The organism is Moraxella sp. CTOTU47579 (assembly GCF_032004885.1).
In the GTDB taxonomy this organism is placed as follows: Bacteria; Pseudomonadota; Gammaproteobacteria; order Pseudomonadales; family Moraxellaceae; genus Faucicola; species Faucicola tetraodonis.
Genome location: NZ_DALZOJ010000015.1, coordinates 21313 through 43771 on the forward strand (window position 1 = coordinate 21313; position 22459 = coordinate 43771).

Here is a 22459-nt window from a genome sequence, read left to right on the forward strand (position 1 = left end):
TTTTAGCATAAACATTTTACTAACCAAACATTTTCGCAACCCTTTGTAAAATATTTGTTAAGATAGTCATCATCAGACATTTCTAGGATTGCTCATGAGTACCCAATTTGCGCTTTTTAAATACAAACGGTTTAGTGCCATGTTTGCCACCCAGTTTTTAGGGGCGTTCAATGACAATGTATTTAAGCAAGGTTTGATTTTAGTACTGACCTTTATGGCAGCGGCAAAATTGGGGATGCGTGTCAGTTTGCTCAACAATCTGGCGGCGATGCTGTTTGTATTGCCGTTTTTTTTGTTTTCCGCCTTGGCGGGTCAAATCGCTGATAAATATGAAAAATCTTGGCTGACAAGGCTGATTAAAATCCTTGAAATCGTGATTATGGTAGTTGCCGCATTTGGGTTTGTGTTTGAGATTTATCCGCTCTTATTTGTTGCGTTATTTTTGATGGGTACCCATTCGACGTTTTTTGGTCCTATCAAATATGCTTATCTACCCCAAGCCATGACCACCGATGAGTTGGTGGGTGCAAATGGGCTGTTTCAAATGGGCACGTCACTGGCTATTTTGACAGGGATGATGCTGGCTGGCGTATTGATGAAATTAGAAAGTCCGCTATTTTGGATATCTGGGGTGACGGTTTTTGTGGCGGTTATGGGCTACTTGGCTTCTCGGTTTATTCCCGTTATGACTGCGCCGCAACCTGATTTGACCATCGACTGGAATATCTTTCGTACTAGCTGGCAAACCATTGCCAATTTATATCGTTTGCCGATTATGTGGTTTACCATTTTGGGTAATAGTTGGTTTTGGTTTTATGGTGCCACGTTTTTGACCCAAGTACCTGAATTTAGCAAGTCTATTTTGCTAGGCGATGAAAGCGTCGTGATATTTTTATTGACGCTGTTTTCTGTCGGTACGGCGCTCGGCTCACTGTTATGTAAAACGTTGACTAAAAACCAAGTGAGTTTAAAGCTGTTGCCCTTTGGGATTGCAGGATTGACGATTTTTGCGATTGACTTGTATTTCACGCTTTCAGCGATGCATTTGCCGACACTCGCCAACAACGCGCACTATAGTATCGGTATGATTTTTGCCACGCAGGGTGCTATTCGTGTGTTTGTCGATTTGTTTTTATTGGGTTTCTCAGGCGGTATTTATATTGTACCTTTATACGCTTATATGCAAGCTTATTCACCGGAAACAAGCCGTGCTCGCATTATCGGTGCCAACAATATTTTAAATGCGGTATTTATGGTGGGTTCGGCGATTTTTTCGATTGTTTGTTTGACGCTAGTTAACGTGAGCCTGCCGATGCTATTTGCGATTGTCGGTGTGATAAATTTGATCATGGGCATTTGGCTATTTTTAAAACTAAAAAAATATAGCCCTGCCAAGCCCTTTATGATTCATGAATAACACTCTATCGCCCTATTTAATCGCCCCGTTAAATAGTCAGTATAAATAGCTAGCAATGCTAGGCAATGGATGAATGGCAAGCAATGGATAAATAAGGGGTTTTGCGCTATTTTTTCATTTGAGTCCAAAATGTTGCTATTTGTTATCGTTTGGCAAAGAAACGTTGTTGTTAACTCCAGTTACTTTGTAAGTGGTTAAAAGTTAGTTACTATACCCTGACTTGTTGTAATTTTTTTTGTATCACTTGCTAGGAATGACTGTTATGTTTGCCACTTATAAAACACTCTGCACGCCCAAACTGGTAAAACTCAGTGCGATAGCCTGTACGGCGGTGTTGATGACCGCTTGTGCTTCACAGAAGATCGCGACCGTGGATAAGCGCCCTGTGTATGTACGGGGTGTCCCCAACTATTATATAGTTAGAAACGGCGATACTTTAAGCAAAATCGCCACCACTTATGGACTAGATTATCGTCGGGTTGGCGCGCTCAATGGGCTCGATAGCAACTATACCATTTATCCAGGGCAACGCTTGATTTTAACCTCAGCAAGTAGTCCCACTTCTTATCGCCCAACGACCATTCGCCCTGTGACGGTCAATCAATCATCCCGCCCGTCTAACCCGACTTATTACCCACCTAGACAAGCCAATAACTTATCAACCCCGTTACCGATGCCAAACCAAGTCATCGTGCCAACCAGCAGCTTGTCACAAGGTTGGTTACGTCCTACGAATGGCAATCTATTGCGGCCGTTTAACCAGCAAACAGGTACGTTAGGTATGTGGTTTGGCGGACAAGCAGGGGCAAATGTTGTCGCCAGCCAGCCAGGTACGGTGCTGTATGTCGGTAGTGATTTGCCAGAATATGGCAAATTGATATTGATTCAGCACAACAGCGACTACATTAGTGCCTATGCGCATTTGGGAAATTTTGCTGTACAAGAGCGCCAAACGGTGCAAGCAGGTCAAACCATCGGTACCGTTGGGACGGACAATAATTTGAATCAACCTGCTGTAGAGTTCCAAATCCGATATCGGGGTACGCCAGTGAACCCTGCCAGTTATTTAAAATAATTAAATAGCTGCTTAAAATAGTTAAAAATCCATTTAAAATATCGCAATAAAAAAGCCAATCCATGACGATTGGCTTTTTTTGTGAGCGTAATTATCGGTGAGGATGATTAGTGGGCAATCGCGGTCGCCATGTTATTGGCATAGTCAATCGCACGATACAGACTATCGGCACTCGCTTTGCCTGTCCCTGCCAAATCCAGTGCTGTGCCATGATCGACTGAGGTACGAATATAAGGCAACCCTAAAGTGATATTCACGGTTTCGCCAAACCCATGTGATTTGAGCGGCGCCAGTCCCTGATCGTGATACATGGCGATAATGGCATCGGCAGTGGCGATATGCTTTTGGGTAAACAAGGTATCGGCTGGCATCGCCAAACTAATATCGACACCTTGGTCGCGATAGTGCTGTAACACCGGATTGATGATGTCAATTTCTTCTCTGCCTAGATAGCCTCTTTCCCCGGCATGAGGATTGAGTCCACAGACCAATATTTTTGGGTGAGTGAGACCAAATTTTTGCTGACAATCATGGATGACAATATCAACGGTTTTTGCCACTTCTTCGTGGGAAATCGCATCGGCGACCGCACGCAGGGGCAAATGGGTGGTGACTAAAGCCACTTTCATCAGGCTATTGGCGAGCATCATCACCACTTTATCCAGCCCCGACTGCTGCATAAAAAATTCGGTATGCCCCATAAAGTCTGGCAACACAGTCATAATCACCGATTTTTGCAGTGGCGCGGTGACAATTGCAGCGACTTGTTTGCTGATGGCGAGCTTATGCGCCAGTTGCAACTGTGCGATGACCATTCCCGCGTTATGAGGATTTAACTGCCCTGCTACCACAGGTTGTGCTGTCGGCACATCCACCACCAAAATAGTATCATGCGCTGAGGGTTGCGCAATTTGCGGTAAATCTTTTAACTCATGTAACTCATGCGTCGCTAATTGTTGAATCATCAATCCGTCTTTTACAGCGCCTTTTTGTTTGAGCTCACTATACCTTTCTTGCAGCGCGTTGATATCTGCCAACACAATGACAGCGCGATTGGGCAGATTTAATTGCTGTCTGTCAGCAAGCATCAGTATGATATCCATGCCAATACCCGCAGGTTCGCCCGAAGTAATCACTAAGGGAAGACTTTGAATGGTCATTTTTATACCTTTTGATAAACACTGATAAAGCTATCAGTTAATATTTTTGAATTCATTATCACATGTGGCGCATTGTTAACTTGATTAAATAGTTTCATGCTCATGAGTTGAACTAAAACCCTGATTACGCGGATGATGGTTAGCGATTACCAATGATTTGATTAAATGAAATCTAATTATTTGCGTAATGTTAAGTAACTATTGTATACCCAATGAGTTTGCTATTATTAACTTAATTTAAATCAGTGTATAATAGCACTACACTTTACTGTCAATCCTGTATTTTACTGTTGTTATCAATGGAGTCCTTATGGCTACCTACGAACATATTAACCAAAAAGTTGAAAAAATGTGTCAGCAATCTGAAGATTTTTCAGTTCGCGTACCACAAGTCATGCAGCGCCGTATCTATATGATAGCGAAACAAAACCCCCTCAACAATGCCAAAGAAATGAAAGAAATGGAGCGTATGGTGACTGAAAAACCCATCGCATTTTTTGAATCTTGGACGCAAATGGCTTGGCAAGCGCTCGTTGCGCAGCAAAATATTGGGCAATTAATGTTTTCAAATTGTATGAAATTAAGCTTGGGTCAACCGATTTCATTGCAAAACTTCTTTTATGCTGTTAACCAAGAAGCGCTGCATGTATTAGAAAAAGGGATGCACCCTATCTATAGCCGCGTGGCCGCTAATGCCAAACGTTTAAGCTAAGTTTTACTTTTTTCAACCACACCCAATAATTTTTTATTGGGTTTTTTTATTTTTATGGGTTTTTTATGTCAAAAAAACTGGTACGCCCAGCGGGACTTGAACCCACGTCGGTCGCTTAGGAGGCAACTGCTCTATCCAGTTAAGCTATAGGCGTAAAGGGCTACTATTTTATCATATTAAATGGTAAATGCTTAGCGTCCACTGATACTTTTTAGGCACTTTGTTGCTGATTTTGTAGGTTCGCAGTTTTGCAATTCATAGTATAATAGTGGGCTAAAGATAAACCGCGATAAAGGCAATCCATGGCATTTGTACACTTTGGTATTCACACCGAATTTTCTATCACTGACTCGATTGTACGCATCAAAGCGCTGGTCAAAGCTGCCAAAGCCGATAACCAACTGGCGCTTGCCATTAGCGATTTATCAAACCTGTATGCCACGGTCAAATTTTATAAAGCTTGCTTGGATGCCGGTATCAAGCCGATTATCGGCTCTGAAGTCTGGCTTGAAAATGATAGTACGACGGTAACGCTACTTGCCAGCAACCAAGTCGGCTACAAGAATTTGACCAACATCGTGTCAAAAGGCTTTGTCGATGGTCAAGTAATGGGCAAACCGATTATTCAGCATGACTGGATTTTTGAGCGCAGTGAAGGGGTGATTGTGCTGTTCACCGAAAAATCAGACGTCGGTCAAGCCATGTTATCAGGTCACCCAGAAAAAGCCGATAGCCTACTACAACACTGGCAAACCACATTTGCCGATCGTGTCTATTTTGCCATTAAACGCACCCAGCGTGCCAACGAAGACCGTTTTATCGAGCAAGCCATTCGCATGTCAAATGCCTTTGATGTGCCTATCATCGCCCATAATGACGTGCGTTTTTTAACAGAAGATGATTTTGAAGCGCATGAAGCACGGGTGTGTATCGCCAATTCGCAAGTGCTTGCCGACCCCAATCGCCCACGTGATTATTCCTCTGAGCAGTATTTAAAAACCCAAGATGAGATGATTGCCCTGTTTAGCGACATGCCAGAGGTGATTGACAACACCTTGGATTTGGCAAAACGCTGTAACGTCATTATTCCTATGGGTCATCACGATTTACCCGAATTCCCCATTCCTGAAGGCGACACCATTGAAACTTTCTTTCGGCGCACTGCCCAAGAAGGTCTAGAAAAACGCCTTGAAAAACTCTACCCCATCGAAAAGCGCGACGACAGCTGGACCGAAAAACGCAAGCCGTATGAGGCGCGTTTGGAGTTTGAACTCACGACGATTTTGAATATGGGTTTCCCCGGTTATTTCTTAATCGTCATGGACTTTATCCGCTGGTCAAAAGCCAATGATGTGCCTGTAGGTCCTGGTCGTGGCTCAGGCGCGGGGTCTTTAGTGGCGTATTCGCTCAATATCACCGACTTAGATCCGCTAGAATACGACCTACTGTTTGAACGGTTTTTGAACCCTGAGCGGGTATCCATGCCAGACTTTGACGTCGATTTTTGTATCGAAGGTCGCGACCGCGTCATTGATTATGTGGCGCAAAAATACGGACGAGAAGCGGTATCCCAAATCATCACCTTTGGTACGATGGCGGCAAAAGCGGTGGTGCGTGATGTCGCGCGCGTTCAAGGTAAATCGTATGGTCTGGCTGATAAAATCTCCAAACTCATCCCTAAAACCCCTGGTATTTCGCTGGCTGAAGCGGTTGAAGCCGAACCGCAACTCAAAGATTTGCTTAACAATCCTGACAACATGGATTATGAAGATGCCAATGAGATTTGGGAAATGGCGGTACGGCTGGAAGGGATTACCCGGGGTGTTGGTAAACATGCAGGGGGCGTACTTATTGCGCCGACCAAAATCACCGATTATAGCGCCATCTATTGTGATGAAGAGGGTCATCCCGTCAGTCAGTTTGATAAAGACGATGTAGAAGCAGTTGGCTTGGTAAAATTTGACTTTTTGGGTCTGCGCAATTTAACGGTGATTAATGCGGCGGTTAAAAATATCAATGCACGCCGCGCTAAAGAGCAACAGCCGCCGCTTGATCTTGAGACTTTACCCTTAGATGATAAGCCCACCTACTCCCTGCTACAAGATGCCCATACCACCGCTGTGTTCCAGCTTGAAAGTACCGGCATGAAAAAATATTTGGCCAAGCTTAAACCGACCAATATTGAAGACGTTATCGCCATGTGTGCGCTGTACCGTCCAGGTCCACTAGATGCCGGGATGGTCGATATGTACATTGACCGTAAACACGGCCGCGAAGAGGTCATCTATGACCATGACCGACTTGAGCCGATACTGGAAAATACCTATGGAGTGATTGTCTATCAAGAACAGGTAATGCAAATCTCGCAAGCGATGGCAGGCTATAGTCTAGGCGGTGCCGATATGCTACGCCGTGCGATGGGTAAGAAAAAACCCGAAGAAATGGCAAAACAGCGCAGTATTTTTGTGGAAGGGGCTATTGGTCAGGGCATCGATGATAAACTTGCAGGCGGCGTGTTTGATTTGATGGAAAAATTTGCCGGCTACGGGTTTAACAAATCACACTCAGCGGCATACGGCGTGTTAGCCTATCAAACTGCCTATTTAAAACACTACTACCCTGCCGAATTTATGGCGGCAGTCATCACCTCGGATATGAATAATACCGATGGCGTGGTGTTTTTTATCAATGATTGCCGCGAAAATTTTGGTTTAAAAGTAGAAAATCCCAGTGTTAACCACTCCAATTGGGCGTTTGTGCCGATTAACCCGACGACCATTGTATATGGGTTAGGCGGTATCAAAGGTGTCGGTGAAGGTGCCGTAGAGTCTATCGTGGAAGCGCGAAACGCGGGCGGTGAGTTTACCGATTTGTATGATTTTTGCCGCCGTGTTGACACGCGAAAAGTCAATAAACGCACCCTTGAAGCATTGGTTAAAGCAGGCTGTTTTGATAGTTTTGCGCCAAAATTACGACCTGATTTGCCTGCGGATGAAGCTTATCACATCCGTGGCGCGTTACTTGCCGAATTGCCAAAAGCGGTACAAGCAGCCGAGCAACAGCGTAGCAATGACAGCCTAGGGATGATTGATTTATTTAGCGATATACAAGAAGTCACTGCGCCGCCCCCATTGCCCCGTGAGCCTGTCTGGACAGATGCTGAACGCTTAAAAGGCGAAAAAGACACGCTAGGACTTTATCTGACCGGTCACCCGATTGATAGTTATCGCGATGAGTTAAAACGCTATACGCCAAAGACATTGGGTGATTTGAGCGAAACCAGCTATGGCGAAACCGTATTTTTTGCAGGCTTGATACTTGATGTCGCAAACTTTGGTAATCGCTCAGTGATTACCTTAGATGACGGTACAGGTCGTATCGAAGTGAGTTGTTATGCCGAGCGCTTTGCACGCGTGAAAGATAAGCTTAAAGTGGAAACCGTGGTAATTATCGACGGCTCTATTCGTGAACGCGATGGCACGTTTTATGCCAGCCTACAAGAGGTAATGACCTTAACCGATGCGCGCAAACGCTGGCTCAAAAAAATCAGCATCAAAATTGCAGGTCATGATATGGCGTTGTTTGAACAGATACAGCAATTGTTAGCGACCGCCAATCACTCAACAATTCACTATTTATCGCATCAGTTTAATCACCCAGCCGACAATGCCCAATTTGCGGACAGTCAGCCCGCCAATGCATCGGGTCAATTAGGGGTACCGATTAACCTATGTGTGTATAACGACTATGCGATCGCCCATCTTAATATGCCAACGCATTGGCAAATTGTGCCGACAGAAGAGAATTTTGGCAAACTCAAAAGCTTGGTCAATGAAGAAGATTTGCATTTACATTTTAGTTAGCGTCTGATTTTGGTGAATTTAGCCGATAAACCCATCATGCGATAAACGTTTGTATCCCTTAAACTGACTTTCATCAAAGTTTTGATAAAATTCAATGAGATATGGGCTAAAATAAGCCAATCAAATTTAATCAATGATGTTTTATTCAATGCCCCATCAACAGGAAACTCTCATGACTCAGCCCTCCCATATCAACTTGTCCCAGTTTGAAGAATTAAGAGCGTTACTTGACGAAGATTTTGTCGATTTGATGCATACTTATATGCAAGATAGCTTACAACGTTTATCGGAAATGGAGACAGCTTATGCCACCTTAGACAACCGTTTGGGGTATAATGCAGCGCACGGCTTAAAAGGCGCTAGCTCTAACCTTGGCGCTACCGAGCTGACCGAACTTTGTTATAAATTGCAAGAAATCTGCCGCACGGGTCATATCCACCAACATGAACAATTGATTGAAGAAATCAAAGCGGAATGCCATGCAGTGAATGACCAAATACAATCGCTTATTGCGTAACGACTGACTAAAATTTGACAACCCATGGTAACGACTGACACTAACGCTTCTCCGCAACCCTTCTCAACCCTTGCGGCATTTTTAGCCGGTATTCGCATTGTGATGGTGAATACCACCTTGCCTGCCAATATTGGCTCTGCCGCCCGTGCCATGCACACCATGGGACTAACGCAGCTCACGGTAGTGGCGCCCAAACTACCGATTGACGAAGATGCCTATGCCCATGCCGCAGGTGCCAAAGCAATTTTAGACGCTGTGACCATTTGTGACACCCTTGAGCAAGCCCTGCAAGATTGCCACTGGGTAATTGCTACCAGTAGTCGCCAACGCCATATTCCAAGACCCGTGTTATCGCCCCGACAAGCGGCTGAATTGATGGTCACTAATTTTCAAAACCTTGACGATTTAATGACAGACTCTCCGCATCGCAATTGGCAACTTGCCATTGTGTTTGGCCGTGAAGATCGGGGTTTAACAAATGAAGAGCTGCAACTGGCCGACTACCATATTCAAATTCCTGCCAATGCTGAGTATGGGGTGTTAAATGTGGCGGCTGCGGTTCAAGTGATTGCCAGCGTTTTTTACGAAACCGCCGAATTGGCATTGACGGCAAAAACAGCGGCTGAAAAATCCATTGATTTGACTTTTCGCCAGCAGTGGGATGAGCCGCCTATCTCAAATGAGCAGCGTTTACAGCTAGAAAATAGGCTGTTGGCATTGCTGGAGAATTTAGATATATACAATCCTGCCCAATCTAAAGTGATGCCTCAGCGTATTAATCGACTTCTTAGTAGATTACAGCTTGATATCAAAGAATATCAGTTACTGCAAGCCACCATCGCAAAATTACTTAAATCCTAAGCTTGTTTAAAATTTTCAAGCAATTGATGAGTTCGTGATATCATAATCACTTAAAATTTTTAAAATCGGTAGTCAGTATGTTGTCCGTCATCCAAAATTTATCCAAAAAAACCCAGACCATCAAAGCAGAATTACAAGAGGACATCCAAGCGGTGTTTGACCGTGACCCTGCGGCACGTAACACCCTTGAAGTGCTGTTGACTTATCCTGGCGTCCATGCGCTTTTGATTCACCGCGTCGCTCACAGTATGTGGCAACACAATAACAAAGGCTTGGCACGGTTTGTATCCTTTGGCAATCGATTTTTGACCGGGATTGAGATTCACCCTGCAGCAAAAATTGGGCGTCGATTTTTTATTGACCATGGCATGGGCGTGGTCATTGGTGAAACTGCTGAAATCGGTGATGACGTCACCTTGTATCACGGCGTCACGCTCGGTGGGGTATCATTAAATGAAGGCAAACGCCACCCCACGCTGGAAGATGGCGTGGTTGTCGGTGCAGGCGCAAAAGTATTAGGCGGATTTACCGTGGGTAAATATGCCAAAATCGGCTCCAATGCTGTGGTTGTCAAAGAAGTGCCTGCCGGTGCGACCATGGTAGGCGGTGCCGCGCGTTTGATTCATGATAAAGCCAAAGCCGAGCAAATGGGGCTTGATAGCTTGGCAAATAATGGGGTAACCCCAGCTGACGATTATATCGAAAAAACCGTCATCGAAAAAACAACCGATGCTGAGCAGATAAAATCGGTTGAACAAACCTCTATCAATACCTTTGCTACCAATGAGGATGATTGCAATAAAATTAAGTTAGAGCAAGCGGGCGTTTTTCATCAATATGGGATTGACCCCAACACCCAAGACCCTGTGGCAATGACTTTTATCAAAATGCTCGAGCACATTCGCCAGTCTGAAGCGCGCCTTGATGAATTGCAAAGTGCGATGTGCAAATTGGATCCAAATTTCTGCAAAAAACACTATACCAAACTTGATGTGCGTGATTTGGATGCCGTCGATCCGCAATTTTTTATGGAAGATGAATTGTAAAATAAATTCCACCCGATGATAAATATGACAGATTATTGGGTGACGGCTTAGGTGATGAGCTTAAAAAGACTGAGGCGTTGGCGTAGGTTTAAGTAAAAATTGGTTGCTTCGTTTGGTGGTTTGCAAATCCGCTAATACCTGATCTTGCCAACTCGTTTCTGCACCCGTCAAAGTCACATCCGGTTTGACGCCTACGCCATCAATTTTGTCGCCTTTACTTGAGTAATAATGCGCGACCGTTAGCTTTACCGCTTCGTTATCATTGATGGGTACAATGCTTTGGATAGAGCCTTTACCATAACTGGTTTCGCCATACACCTTAGCTCGTTGGTTGTTTTGTAGCGTACTGGCTAATACTTCAGCCGCCGAAGCAGAATAACGATTTTGCAACACCACCAACGGTAAATCGGCAAACTGGGCTTTGCCGTGGGTGCGCATCACCTCTTGTATGCCCTGGCGATTTTTAATCTGCACCACCACTTTATCGTTCATAAATAAGCTTGCGATATCATTGGCAGCTGACAACACGCCACCTGGGTTATTGCGCAAATCGAGTACCAGCACGTTAAACGGCTGATTTAATTTGGTGAGCGCCATTAAAAATTGCTGCTGAGTATTGTTTTGAAACACAGGGATTTGCACCACCGCAACACCATTAATGATGTTGGCACTCATGGCTTGTTGTTGTACCAAGGTTCTTTGCACCACCACCAGATGTTTACGACGACCTTTATCCGAGACTAACAAGCGAGCCGTTGTCCCTGCGATGCCTGTCAGCAGCTGATCGACATCTTGTGGGGTTCGCGTGCTGTCCAGCTTATTATCATTGATTTGATGCAAATAATTGCCGCGCTGAATACCCGCTTTTGCAGCAGGCGAGTTGGGCAGCACATCATCAAACACCCAGCTATCTACATCGGCATGAAAACTCACACTCACACCAATACTACCAATATCGCCTTCGGTAAATAACCTTAAGTTTTCAAACGCGTTTGCATCCAGATATTCAGAATAAGGATCGAGACCAGCTAAAGTGCCTGCCATCGCATTGGCAAACAGGGATTCATCATCGACATTCGTCACATAGTTTTGACGGATGATATCAATCATTTTGACAAATTTTTCGACTGTGACGGGTGATACCGCCTCCAACGCCACTTGCTGGATTTGCCCAGAAGCTGGCGCGATGGGCTGAGTGTCTAGGTTTGGCTGAGTAGCTGGATTAGTCACCATAGGCGTGGTTGACGTAATATCCACTTCCCCGCCATCGTCAGCGCCGTCATCCGTCGAATTATCATAATCAGCGCCATCTGGTACAGCATTAGGTGCATTCACCGCACTAACGGGCACGGCAGTAGGATTAGTACTCGCAATCGCCTGAGTGATTGCAGGTTTTAATGCCGTTTTATTGGTTTTTGCCGCAACTGAGGTAGCAGATTTGACCGGTGGTTTGACAGGCGCACTGACAGTCGGTCGGTTAGCAGCATAACCCAATGACCCTATCCCCCACAATGCCAGCGCTATAATGTGTCTTTTGAAAGTAGGGTTGGATAGTGATTTCAGACGCTGCGTTACCATACGATAGTTGTACCCATTAACTGTTAGTTTGCTACAATTAAGCTTTCACCTGTCATTTCGGCAGGTTTGGCAAGGTGCATTAAGTCCAATAGGGTTGGCGCCACATCCGATAGCTTACCACCCGTGCGAATGTGCACGGTATCAGGCGCTTGCTCATTGACATAAATAAATGGCACTAGCTCTGTGGTGTGCTGGGTGTGTACCTGTCCGCTATCATAATCCTGCATTTGCTCAACATTACCATGATCAGCGGTAATCAGCAAATGCCCATGATTGGCCATCACACAATCGGCAATGGTTTTCACACAGTTATCCAACGTTTCGACGGCTTTGACAGCGGCATCGAACACACCTGTATGCCCTACCATATCGCCATTGGCATAATTCACAATCAGTACATCATACGAACCGGAATTGATGGCATGGGTCAATTTTTCAGTGACTTCTGGCGCACTCATTTCAGGTTGTAAATCATAAGTAGCAACCGAAGGCGAGTTGACCAAAATACGCTGCTCCCCTTCAAATTCTGCTTCGCGCCCACCACTAAAAAAGAAAGTCACGTGGGCGTATTTTTCGGTTTCAGCAATGCGCAGTTGGGTTTTGCCTTGCGATTGCAAATACTCGCCTAAGGTGTTGGTTAGCGATGTCGGTTCAAAGGCGATACTGGTCACGCCATTGTTTTGTAACTCATCGGAGTATTTGGTCAGCATCACAAATTTTGACAGCGTTGGCAATTTTTCACGCGTAAAGCCATCGAAATCAGATGATACCAATGCTTGGGTGATTTCACGGGCACGGTCGGCACGAAAATTCATAAAAATCACACTGTCATTGTCTTGGATAGTACCAAAATCAGCGTTTTGGTTAGCATAACGCACCCAAGTCGGTTTGACGAACTCGTCACTTTCACCTGCGCCATACGCTGCGCTAATCGCTTCAGTACCTGATTGCACCACCCGTTCTGCTTTGGCTTGGGTCAGCAAATCATACGCTTGCTGTACCCGATCCCAACGTTTATCCCGATCCATCGCAAAGTAGCGACCAATAAGACTGACCAAATAAGCCGTGCCCTCATATTTTTCATTAAGTGTGGCAAGCGCTTGTTCTAATTGTGCAACATAATTGTCCGCACTTTTAGGCGGCGTATCACGACCGTCCAAAAATGTATGGATAAAGACCTGCTTTGCACCCTGCTGCAATGCCAGCTCCACCATCGCGACAATATGATCTTGATGCGAATGAACTCCCCCATCGGATAACAATCCCATGATATGCACATTGGCTTGTCGGTTATTGGCAAGCTGCACCGCTTCGGTTAATGCAGGGTTGCTAAAAAATTGCTGTTCGCGGATTTCTTTGTGAATACGGGTAGAGTCTTGGTACAAAATACGACCTGCCCCCAAATTCATATGCCCGACTTCAGAGTTACCAAACTGCCCTGCGGGTAAACCCACGTCTTCACCTGATCCTGAAATCAAGCCATGGGGATAATGCTGATACAAATAATCAAGGTTTGGGGTATGCGCTGCGGCAATCGCATTATCACGCTGATCTTCGCGATGCCCAAAACCATCTAAAATCATCAACACATGGGGGATTTTTTTAACCGTCGATTGATGGGTAACCGAGTTAGATGCTTGATTCATTGTTGCCTCTAGAAAAGCTAAAATAAGGAAAATACAAAACTAGTATTAAAAAAATTTTGAAAATTATAGCATAGCTCGCTCCATCTCTTTAACCCTGATTTTGCGTCATTCTGTTAACTGCAAAGCCTGTTAACTGCTAGGCGATATTAAGCAATATGATGACAACAAAAAACCTTGTGATGTGTTTTGACGATTTGAATGGTATTTTGACCGTCAAGTGTGATTAATTTAATCAATCATTGAATTAATGAGCGAGCTTTTGCATCATCCTAGGTAATCTGCTACAATGAGTGCATCTGGGGTATTCGCCAGTTTATGGTTTTACCTGAGCTGATAATTTATATAAGGGTATGCGTTCTTTTCACTTGTTGTGCAAGCCTGCATCCAGCTACGCTGCGATGATTCAGGAAGCCTTAAGAGTGGTTGCCATACCCACCCTGAACGTTACAGTTCATGGGTTCACATAGACAGCGGTACTCTGGACCAAAATTTAATAAAAAACCATCTAACCCAATTCGGCTAGATGGTTTTTTTTGCTCAGCGATTGATTAACTCAAAAAAATCAATTTTGCCAATAAAATCACCGTTAACACCCAAACCGCAGCGCTAACTTCTTTATAACGCCCACTCACCAATTTGGCAATGGTATAGGTAATAAAACCTAACGCAATCCCATCCGCAATTGAGAAAGTAAGCGGCGTCAACAGCAGCACTACCGCGACAGGTGATGCTTCGGTCAAGTCATCCCAATCAATCTCACGCAGCGTAAATAACATCAATACCGCGACATAAAAAATCGCCCCTGCCGTCGCATACGCAGGAATCATCCCAGCCAATGGCGCAAAAAATAACGCCAATAAAAATAACACACCCACTACAATCGCGGTCAAACCGGTGCGTCCGCCCGCTGCCACCCCAGCTGTGCTCTCTACATAACTCGTTACCGATGAAGTCCCTAGCAATGACCCTGCCACAGCCGCCGTTGAGTCAGCAAACAAGGCTTTACCTAGATTCGGGATTTGACCGTCGGTAGACATTAACCCGGCTTTTTTGGTCACACCGATTAATGTGCCTGATGTATCAAATAACACCACAAATAAAAAGGCAAAAATCACGCTAACCATACTCACATCAAGCGCGCCTGCAATATCTAACTGCATAAAGGTCGGTGCAATCGATGGCGGCATTGATACAATCCCTGAGTAATGGGTTTCCCCTGCCAACAAGCTAATCACCGTCACAATTAAAATTGACAACATCACTGCAGCAGGGACTTTACGCTGCACAAATACGACAATCAGAAAAAAACTCAAAATTGCCATCGCAGGACCAAAATCAGTGAGTTTGCCCATCGTCACAAACGTGGCGGGGCTCGCCACAATGATGCCCGAACTTTTAAGCGCAATAAACGCTAAAAACGCCCCAATCCCTGCCACGATACCTTGTTTAAGGGTATAGGGAATCGCGTTGATAATCCATTCACGCAGTTTAAAGGCACTAATCAGCACAAAGAGCAAGCCTGAAATAAATACTGCCCCCAACGCCACTTGCCAACTTTTACCCATCCCCAAGACCACAGTAAAGGTAAAAAACGCATTCAAACCCATGCCAGGTGCCAATGCCACGGGCAAACGCGCAATCAATCCCATCAAAAAACAGCCCAGCGCTGAGGCTAGACACGTCGCCACAAATACGGCCCCTTTATCCATCCCGGCTTTTGCCAGCATGTCGGGATTGACAAAAATAATATAAGCCATGGTCAAAAAGGTTGTCAGACCTGCCAGAATTTCAGTTTTTATCGTTGTATTGCGGCCATCTATGCCAAAATAGCGCTCGATTACATTCATCTATATTCACCCAATTTATTCATCCAATTTATGCGTCTAGGTTACATCTAGGTTGCATGTGTATCCGTTGTGTAGACAACGCTTTTGTGCCCGTTTTCTGCCCCATTGTCATTCAACAGCGCCCAAGCAAACCCCCTATTTTACCCTAGAATACGTCAGCAACAAATAACTGATTAAAATAAAGACAAAATAACTGAGAGTTTTAAAGCCAATTTATTGCGCTGCTGCGTTATTGGGCAAAGGGTAAAAATTGGCGGTTGTAAGTGATGAGTTGCGGCGGCGTATTATTTTGCGTGCCATTTTGCGTATTGACTGGTGCTGGCATGGGCGTCGCTGACACACTAGAAGCAGCTGCTGGGTCATTGTGAGTTTCAGGTAAAATCTTAGCGATTTGGCTATGCAAAAAAAGCTGCTTGTCGTCACTTTTGACGCTGACAACGACGCGAAAACTTTGACTTTGGGTGGATAACAGCTTGGCGATGCGTGCTTTGTTACGCTCGTCAATGTTGGCAAAACTTGGTACTGTCCACAATTGAGTCAAGTTTTGCACCGGTAGATTGTTTTCTCGGGCATTCGCCCAATTGGTGATTGCTGTATCGTCGATTTGGTGGGTAGCCGTCACATTTGAAGCTGCGCTAGTGTCTTGCCCAGATTGTGGGGTGTCATCACTGTCCGAACGGTTTGAGCCTTGCCGATGGTTGCTGCTGGTTACGGTAGGTGAATTCACCAGTATGCTTAATAGTTCGGGCTTCACTGTGTTGATATTCATGGGCAGATAATATGGCACTGCGGTCAGATACGGGGCTAATTTTTGCAATGCTTCGCTATCCATACCGCGCACATATTGCAATTCATTGATTGAGATAAAAGGCTGGTTAGCGATACCCATCGCCATTTTTTTGCCCGTACTTTGATAATACGCTGCTTCTGCGCCACCGTCGGCAAGAGTGTCACTGTCTGGGTCTTGCCAATCGAGCACCGCCATCGCAATATTGGGCGATAAGCCATTGGCTTGTAACAGCGCTTGAAAAAAAGCCAGTGCCGTATCATCCACTTTGCCATCATGATACAGGTTGTTAATATTAAAACGGCTGGCGTCATCGTCGATTTTAATACTGACTTTGGCTTGATTCATGGTTTGCTCTGCCAGCGGTTTTGCCCAAGCCTCTGTTAAACTATCGACTTGGTTGACTTGGCTGTCTTGCGCAATCAAATTGGTCGCCATAGCTTCCCCTGCCAAAGCATATTCTTTAAGCTGCCCTTGACCTTTGGTCAGCTCAAATTCTCGAATCATCACTTTTTGATTGGCAAGCATACTGCCTGCCACGATGGTAATCGCCACCACCAACAACAAAATAGTCAATAGCGCCATCCCTTGTTGCCCATGCCGATATGGGTGGCTTGCTATGGCAACATTTGCAAAAATTTTAGACGGAGAGCGGTTTGTTGGCATGGTGTATTTGCTAAAATTTGATTGAATTATGGGTTGGGCGCGTTTGGCGGAGTACTGGGTAATGCAAATCGCCAAGTAATCGGCTCGCCTTGGTAACTAAAATTAAGCTCGATGCCGCGTGGTAACTGCTGATAAGGCGTCAAGTCTATACTGTTTTGCAAATTGCCATTTTGATCTGTTGTGTTATCAGGCGTGTTAGGAATCGGGTTGGTTGAAGCATTGGCCGTTTGATTGGTGTTTTTTTGCGCTTGTATTTGCTGAACTTTTTGCAGCGTGGCTTCATCTGGAAACACACTCACCGCATCAGGCGTCAATGCTCGCCAACTGGCATCCTTGATACCTGTCAATAATACACTGGTTGCAGGGGTTTCGTTGTTGTCGTCTAACTGGTAAAAACGCCGTTTTGTCAGTGTTTCCCCCGCCACCGAATACTGTATTTTTGCTAGCATAGGTGACGGCTGATAACGCGGATCGGGCGCGGCAAAACGGATAAAACTTATTTGTGACGCATTTAATACAAAAGTTGGCGTCATAGCGGCACTATTGACCGATGCCGTATTATTGTCAGTCGCTGATAGGATTGGCACCGCCACATAATTGCTGGTTTGCGCCAAATCTTGCGACAACTGTAAATAAGCATAATCAAGCTGTGATAATGATTTTTGATGTTGGTAGCCGCGCTCACGACTTTTAGTCAGACTATCCATAATCTGCCATCCCGCCAATGCCAGCATGGCAAAAATCACCAACGCAATCATCAGCTCGATTAAGGTAAAGCCTTGCTGGGATGTTTTATGCGCTGCTGTTGCAGCAGAGCAATCAATAAAAAAACGGCTCACGGCGTTGTCCCCATATCCTTTACCAGCACCGCATCAATATCCACCACGTCTTTTTTTGCGCTGCCATCGACAATAGGTGCCACGCGAATATGAATGGGTTGGACAAAGCCTTGGCTGGTTTGTGTGGTTTTCGGTGAGATAACCACTTGCCATTGACGGCCTTGCGAGGTGATTTGCCGCGTATCGGACGCGGTGAGCCAAGTTTTTTGTAGTCGTAATTCTGCCAGCGTGTTTTGTGCCACATAATAGCCAAAGGTGCGCGTTTTCATGTTATCGACAGACTGCACATAACTGCGACTGGCTTGGCTGGCTGATATCGCAACCACCGCCAAAATCGCTAATGCCACCATAACTTCAAGCAAGGTAAATCCTTGCTGATGCTGTCTGATAGCCAGTCTATTTAAGGTGGCAATAGTCATTTTGCCACCTCTATTGCCCCAGCTTGGTTGACGATGATGGGATTGCCAACCGCAAAGGTTTGTTTGTCGGCATTGGTTTTTTGGATGCTGATTTGCACGGGTGTCGCCTCACCTGTCCCAAACCATACCACAGGCGGTGCTTCGCTGCCGCTTAACCAGTTGGCGGTGGGTTGGGTATTTTGGGCGGCGGTGGTGTTAAATGGGTTATCGAGTGGGCGGATTTTGACGGCAAGGTTGTCTGGCACATCTAGCGGTGGAATTTGTTTTTCTATCACCCATTGGGGTGGCGCAGGTTGCGAGGTTGTTGCGGCATTGGCATTGCCAACAGCACTTTGAGAATTAGTAAAAGCGTTTTCTAATTTAACCACCACTAGCTGATTCGGCGTGTCATTTTGCGGCAGTTTGATTGCCAACCCATAGGGCTGCATGCGTTCTGTTGATAACAGACGTACATAATCAAGATTACTGGTCAGACGCTCATAAAAAGCTGCGTTTCTACGATTTTCACTACCCCCTACCGATAAGCTCATCATCGCAGCAAAAATAGATAAAATGACGATGACCACCATGATTTCGATTAAGGTAAAACCTTGTTGCCCACCCATCGCACTGGGTGCGGGAGTGAAAGTTTTACAAGACCGACCAAACAGCAATCGCATCGTCATGCACTCAGACAAAATAGGGATAGTTTATAAAGCTTAACCGGGGGTGATGATAGTTAACTAGTATTCTTTGACATCTAGTATTTGACATTTATTATTTGACATTGCGTGGCGTTAGGCTTGACTCAGTCTGTGAAGTTGCCGTATCAGTAGAATTGCTAGGTAGGTTCGCCCCAGTAGGCGCATCGACTGATTGTACCGCAGCAGGGTATTGCTTGGGAATGTCTAAAATATGCTGAACTAGCGCAAAACGTAGCGTATCGCGGCGACCGAGATAGCGTTGATAAAAACTAGAATTCAGCAGTCCTGCACCGCCTTGACCCATCGCCCAAATGGTTGACAGATAGTCTCGGGTACTCATGGTGCTGTGTAGCGATTGCAGGTATTCAGCCGTGGTATTGATTAATCGCTTCATGCGTTCACGGCGAATTTCATACAACTGCGAAAAAAGCTTATTAAGCCCTACGGCAGAATTGGCTAAGCGTTCTTCGATTTGGTTGAGTAATATGGCTTTTTGCGGATTGATGAGTTGAAACAGGGTAAGACGTGCCACGCCTGCGGCAGGACAATCCCCGACTTCGCTCAGCGCAAGTAGTTGTTGCTCATGACGGATAATGATGCGTAAAAACAATTCATCTTTGCTGGTAAAATGCTTGTAAAGCGTACCTTTGGCTAAGTCTAGCTGCTCCGCTAAACTATCTAAGGTGATATCACCTTCCCCAGACTCTAATAGCAACTGCTCGGCAACTGCCAATATGACTTCTTCACGATTTTTGAATTGTTGTTGACGACTCATTGATTACTCCATCAGTCTGTTCTAGTAGCCCCTATTGTTGACGAGACCCGTTACATCAACCCATCTACGCACAACTGTTAAATGATAAAAAAATGCTTGCTTAGTAACTTTGCTTAGTAACTTCGCTTAATAACCTCGCATAGTAACTTTGCATAGTAACCCAGCTTAATAACCTCGCATAGTAACCCAGCTTAATAACCTCGCTTAGTAACCTAGCTTAGCAACCTCGCTTAGTAACTTTGCTTAGTAACATAGGAGCAAGGTTGTTATGTATGATACATGACTGATGAGTCATTGCCAAATGTTTTATCACATAAATTTTATTACCTACTTAACAAAGTATAAAGATTTCGTTAACTATTTTTAAGCGTATTGATGTAATAATGCATCAAAATTTTGATGGGTTAAATGGGCGAACTCATCCACTGGCATGTCATAATGCTTGGCGAGAAAATCCGCCACATAGGGCACAAAAGCAGGCTCATTAGATTTGCCGCGTTTGGGCACTGGCGCCAGATATGGGCTGTCCGTTTCAATCAAAATGCGATCTTTAGGCAGTTTTTTCGCCACTGCTTGTAATTCAGTGGCGTTTTTAAAGGTCACAATCCCTGATAAAGAAATATAAAAACCCAAGTCCAAGGCTTTTTTGGCGGTCTCATAATCTTCTGTAAAGCAATGAATAATGCCATGCTCGGCTTTTTCTGCTTTTAATAAGTCCAATGTATCGTGTTTCGCCTCACGGGTATGGACGATAATGGGTTTTTTTAGCTGCTGGCTGGCATGAATATGGCGGGCAAAGCTGGCTTTTTGCTCGCCGCTATTTTCTGTTGACCAATAGTAATCTAGCCCCGTCTCGCCAATCGCCCAAACATGTGGCTGATTTGCCATTTCAACGAGTGTCTCAACCGTTGCACTTTTTAGCATGGCAAGGTCTTCGCAGGGATGCACGCCCACACTCATCCCAAGCGTCAGCCCGTCAATTTTTGTATTGATAATCTCATAAATAGCATCGTATTCATCCAGCTCACACATAATCGCCATAATCCGCTGCACGTTCGCATCCTTGGCAGCTTGTAAGGCTTGACGGATATCACCTTGATATTTTTCTAAATCCAAACGGTTTAAATGCGCATGGGTATCGGTAAACATATCACTCTCTTTTTTTAATTGATTGACGCTTAAATAAGGCTGCGGCGCATAAATTCAATCAAATGCACCGTCAAAGCGTTAATCATCGGGTAAAAATTCTTGCAGCACTTGGTTTAAAAATAAAAACCCTTGCGCTGTGCAGTGGATATGGTCACCGCTTAACTCAACCAACCCCCGATTGTGTAGTTTTATCAATTGTGGCTCAATGACTGACCATGCCAAGCCTGTTCTCTGTGTCCAAAACTGTTTGGGCACGCCATTTTTTAGCCGCAGCCCATTCATCATAAATTCAAACGGTAAATCAGCAGGCTCAATGGCTTGCCAACCTATCGCTGACTGATTAATCCTATAATCTTTTGGTAAACGGGATTTGCTAAACCGGTAAATGCCATCAGGCCGCGTGACTTTACCATGCGCGCCTGCCCCAATCGCCAGATAATCACCAAACTGCCAATAGTTGAGATTATGCTGACTGGGCTGAAAATCTGCCTGTCTTGACCATGCCGACACTTCGTATTGCACAAACCCATTGGCTTGCAAAAGCTGAGCCCCTTGCTCAAAAATATCCACCAATATCTCGTCATCAGGCAAAATCGGCGTATTGCGATAAAACACGGTATTGGGCTCAATGGTGAGCTGATACCACGAAATATGCGAAACGCCCAAATCAATCGCTTGCTGCAAATCGCTCAGGGCGTCTGCCAATGTCTGGTTGGGCAAGCCATGCATTAAGTCGACATTTAACTTTTTAAACCCTGCTTGCTGGGCATTGGCAATGGCTAAAAGCGCTTGCTGCGGGTTATGAATCCGCCCCAAGGCAGCAAGTTTTTGGGTTTGAAAACTTTGCACACCGAGCGACAACCGATTGATACCCACCGCTAAATACTCATGAAATGGCGCATGCTCCACGGTGGCAGGATTGGCTTCCATGGTGATTTCACAATCGTCAGTCAGTGTTAACTGAGCATTGATACCCGCAAAAAGCTGCCGATATTGCGCAATCGGCAGCAGCGATGGCGTGCCTCCCCCAATAAAAATGGTGGAAATCTTGCGCCCTTGTACAAAGCTTAGTTGGGTTTTTAAATCGTCTAACAGTGCATCGACATAGCCTACAAAATCAATCGGTGTACGGCTTTCATGTGAGTTAAAATCACAATACGGACATTTTTTAACACACCAAGGAATATGGATATAAAGCGACAAAGGGATAAGGTTTGGATTTGGCATTAATCAGTAACTAATTCATTCGATTGATAATTTGACACGCTATAGCCAACAATTTTTTGATGATAATCGCTACTATTTGGCTATACTTTAAAAAATAACAATGGTAGCATAGCCCCAAACTTTTATTTTGATTTTATTTAACCCCACTCTCAACACTTTTAAGCGGGGTTGAAACAAAGAAGGCATGAACTT

The 22459-nt window shown here is 44.9% G+C and carries 18 protein-coding genes, 1 tRNA gene and 1 other RNA gene; 8 read left to right on the top strand and 12 right to left on the bottom strand.

Annotation, left to right across the window (positions count from 1 at the left end; genetic code table 11):
* Positions 1 to 94 precede the first annotated feature (94 nt).
* On the top strand, positions 95 to 1417 hold the full coding sequence (locus RTP55_RS09315) for an MFS transporter (RefSeq protein WP_312385729.1): 1323 nt from the start codon (positions 95 to 97) through the stop codon (positions 1415 to 1417).
* Between the two features lie 262 nt (positions 1418 to 1679).
* A complete protein-coding gene (locus RTP55_RS09320) occupies positions 1680 to 2492 on the top strand; it encodes a M23 family metallopeptidase (RefSeq protein WP_076774145.1) in 813 nt (270 codons plus the stop codon).
* A 107-nt stretch (positions 2493 to 2599) separates the two neighbouring features.
* Here the strand turns inward: RTP55_RS09320 and pdxA are convergent, their stop codons facing one another.
* Positions 2600 to 3652, bottom strand: a complete 1053-nt coding sequence (gene pdxA, locus RTP55_RS09325) for a 4-hydroxythreonine-4-phosphate dehydrogenase PdxA (protein WP_312385731.1) — start codon at positions 3650 to 3652, stop codon at positions 2600 to 2602.
* Positions 3653 to 3962: 310 nt separating this feature from the next.
* On the opposite strand from pdxA, the gene RTP55_RS09330 reads away from it, so the two are divergent.
* Positions 3963 to 4364, top strand: coding sequence for a hypothetical protein (locus tag RTP55_RS09330; RefSeq protein ID WP_060995430.1), 402 nt, complete (start codon positions 3963 to 3965; stop codon positions 4362 to 4364).
* Positions 4365 to 4442: 78 nt separating this feature from the next.
* On the opposite strand, the gene RTP55_RS09335 is transcribed toward RTP55_RS09330, so the two are convergent.
* A tRNA-Arg gene (locus RTP55_RS09335) sits at positions 4443 to 4518 on the bottom strand.
* Positions 4519 to 4666: 148 nt separating this feature from the next.
* Between RTP55_RS09335 and dnaE the strand changes: the two genes are divergently transcribed.
* The 4 genes from dnaE to cysE all read left to right on the top strand — a co-directional run bounded on the left by dnaE (position 4667) and on the right by cysE (position 10651).
* Positions 4667 to 8227: a DNA polymerase III subunit alpha gene (dnaE, locus tag RTP55_RS09340; protein WP_312385734.1), complete on the top strand. Its 3561-nt coding sequence runs from the start codon at positions 4667 to 4669 to the stop codon at positions 8225 to 8227.
* 172 nt (positions 8228 to 8399) lie between these two features.
* The gene (locus RTP55_RS09345) at positions 8400 to 8744 is read left to right on the top strand and encodes an Hpt domain-containing protein (protein WP_312385736.1); all 345 of its coding nucleotides are present in this window, start codon (positions 8400 to 8402) and stop codon (positions 8742 to 8744) included.
* A gap of 24 nt (positions 8745 to 8768) precedes the next feature.
* Positions 8769 to 9605, top strand: a complete 837-nt coding sequence (locus RTP55_RS09350; RefSeq protein WP_312385737.1) for an RNA methyltransferase — start codon at positions 8769 to 8771, stop codon at positions 9603 to 9605.
* Positions 9606 to 9724: 119 nt separating this feature from the next.
* Positions 9725 to 10651: a serine O-acetyltransferase gene (cysE, locus tag RTP55_RS09355; RefSeq protein WP_409418435.1), complete on the top strand. Its 927-nt coding sequence runs from the start codon at positions 9725 to 9727 to the stop codon at positions 10649 to 10651.
* Between the two features lie 60 nt (positions 10652 to 10711).
* On the opposite strand, the gene RTP55_RS09360 is transcribed toward cysE, so the two are convergent.
* Both RTP55_RS09360 and gpmI read right to left on the bottom strand, forming a co-directional pair.
* Positions 10712 to 12229, bottom strand: a complete 1518-nt coding sequence (locus RTP55_RS09360) for a S41 family peptidase (RefSeq protein ID WP_312385739.1) — start codon at positions 12227 to 12229, stop codon at positions 10712 to 10714.
* 23 nt (positions 12230 to 12252) lie between these two features.
* Complete coding sequence (gene gpmI / locus RTP55_RS09365) at positions 12253 to 13875, bottom strand: 2,3-bisphosphoglycerate-independent phosphoglycerate mutase (protein ID WP_312385740.1); 1623 nt, start codon at positions 13873 to 13875, stop codon at positions 12253 to 12255.
* A gap of 290 nt (positions 13876 to 14165) precedes the next feature.
* Here gpmI and ssrS point away from each other — a divergent pair.
* Positions 14166 to 14364, top strand: a non-coding RNA gene (gene ssrS / locus RTP55_RS09370) — 6S RNA.
* Positions 14365 to 14423: 59 nt separating this feature from the next.
* On the opposite strand, the gene RTP55_RS09375 is transcribed toward ssrS, so the two are convergent.
* The 8 genes from RTP55_RS09375 to hemW form a co-directional block, all read right to left on the bottom strand.
* Positions 14424 to 15722, bottom strand: a complete 1299-nt coding sequence (locus RTP55_RS09375; RefSeq protein WP_007115249.1) for an NCS2 family permease — start codon at positions 15720 to 15722, stop codon at positions 14424 to 14426.
* 229 nt (positions 15723 to 15951) lie between these two features.
* Positions 15952 to 17175 carry a type II secretion system minor pseudopilin GspK gene (gspK, locus tag RTP55_RS09380; protein WP_312385744.1) on the bottom strand — a complete coding sequence of 408 codons (1224 nt, stop codon included), beginning with the start codon at positions 17173 to 17175 and terminating at the stop codon, positions 15952 to 15954.
* Between the two features lie 26 nt (positions 17176 to 17201).
* Positions 17202 to 18014 carry a type II secretion system minor pseudopilin GspJ gene (gspJ, locus tag RTP55_RS09385; protein WP_312385746.1) on the bottom strand — a complete coding sequence of 271 codons (813 nt, stop codon included), beginning with the start codon at positions 18012 to 18014 and terminating at the stop codon, positions 17202 to 17204.
* Complete coding sequence (gene gspI / locus RTP55_RS09390; RefSeq protein ID WP_312385747.1) at positions 18011 to 18433, bottom strand: type II secretion system minor pseudopilin GspI; 423 nt, start codon at positions 18431 to 18433, stop codon at positions 18011 to 18013. The genes gspJ and gspI overlap by 4 nt, the downstream gene beginning before the upstream one ends.
* The gene (locus tag RTP55_RS09395; protein ID WP_312385749.1) at positions 18430 to 19092 is read right to left on the bottom strand and encodes a prepilin-type N-terminal cleavage/methylation domain-containing protein; all 663 of its coding nucleotides are present in this window, start codon (positions 19090 to 19092) and stop codon (positions 18430 to 18432) included. Before RTP55_RS09395 ends, gspI begins: the two co-directional genes overlap by 4 nt.
* 97 nt (positions 19093 to 19189) lie before the next feature.
* Positions 19190 to 19891, bottom strand: coding sequence for a TetR/AcrR family transcriptional regulator (locus RTP55_RS09400; RefSeq protein ID WP_224054094.1), 702 nt, complete (start codon positions 19889 to 19891; stop codon positions 19190 to 19192).
* 363 nt (positions 19892 to 20254) lie between these two features.
* Complete coding sequence (locus RTP55_RS09405; RefSeq protein ID WP_312385752.1) at positions 20255 to 21040, bottom strand: TatD family hydrolase; 786 nt, start codon at positions 21038 to 21040, stop codon at positions 20255 to 20257.
* A 78-nt stretch (positions 21041 to 21118) separates the two neighbouring features.
* Positions 21119 to 22267: a radical SAM family heme chaperone HemW gene (gene hemW, locus RTP55_RS09410; RefSeq protein ID WP_312385753.1), complete on the bottom strand. Its 1149-nt coding sequence runs from the start codon at positions 22265 to 22267 to the stop codon at positions 21119 to 21121.
* Between the last annotated feature and the right edge of the window lie 192 nt (positions 22268 to 22459).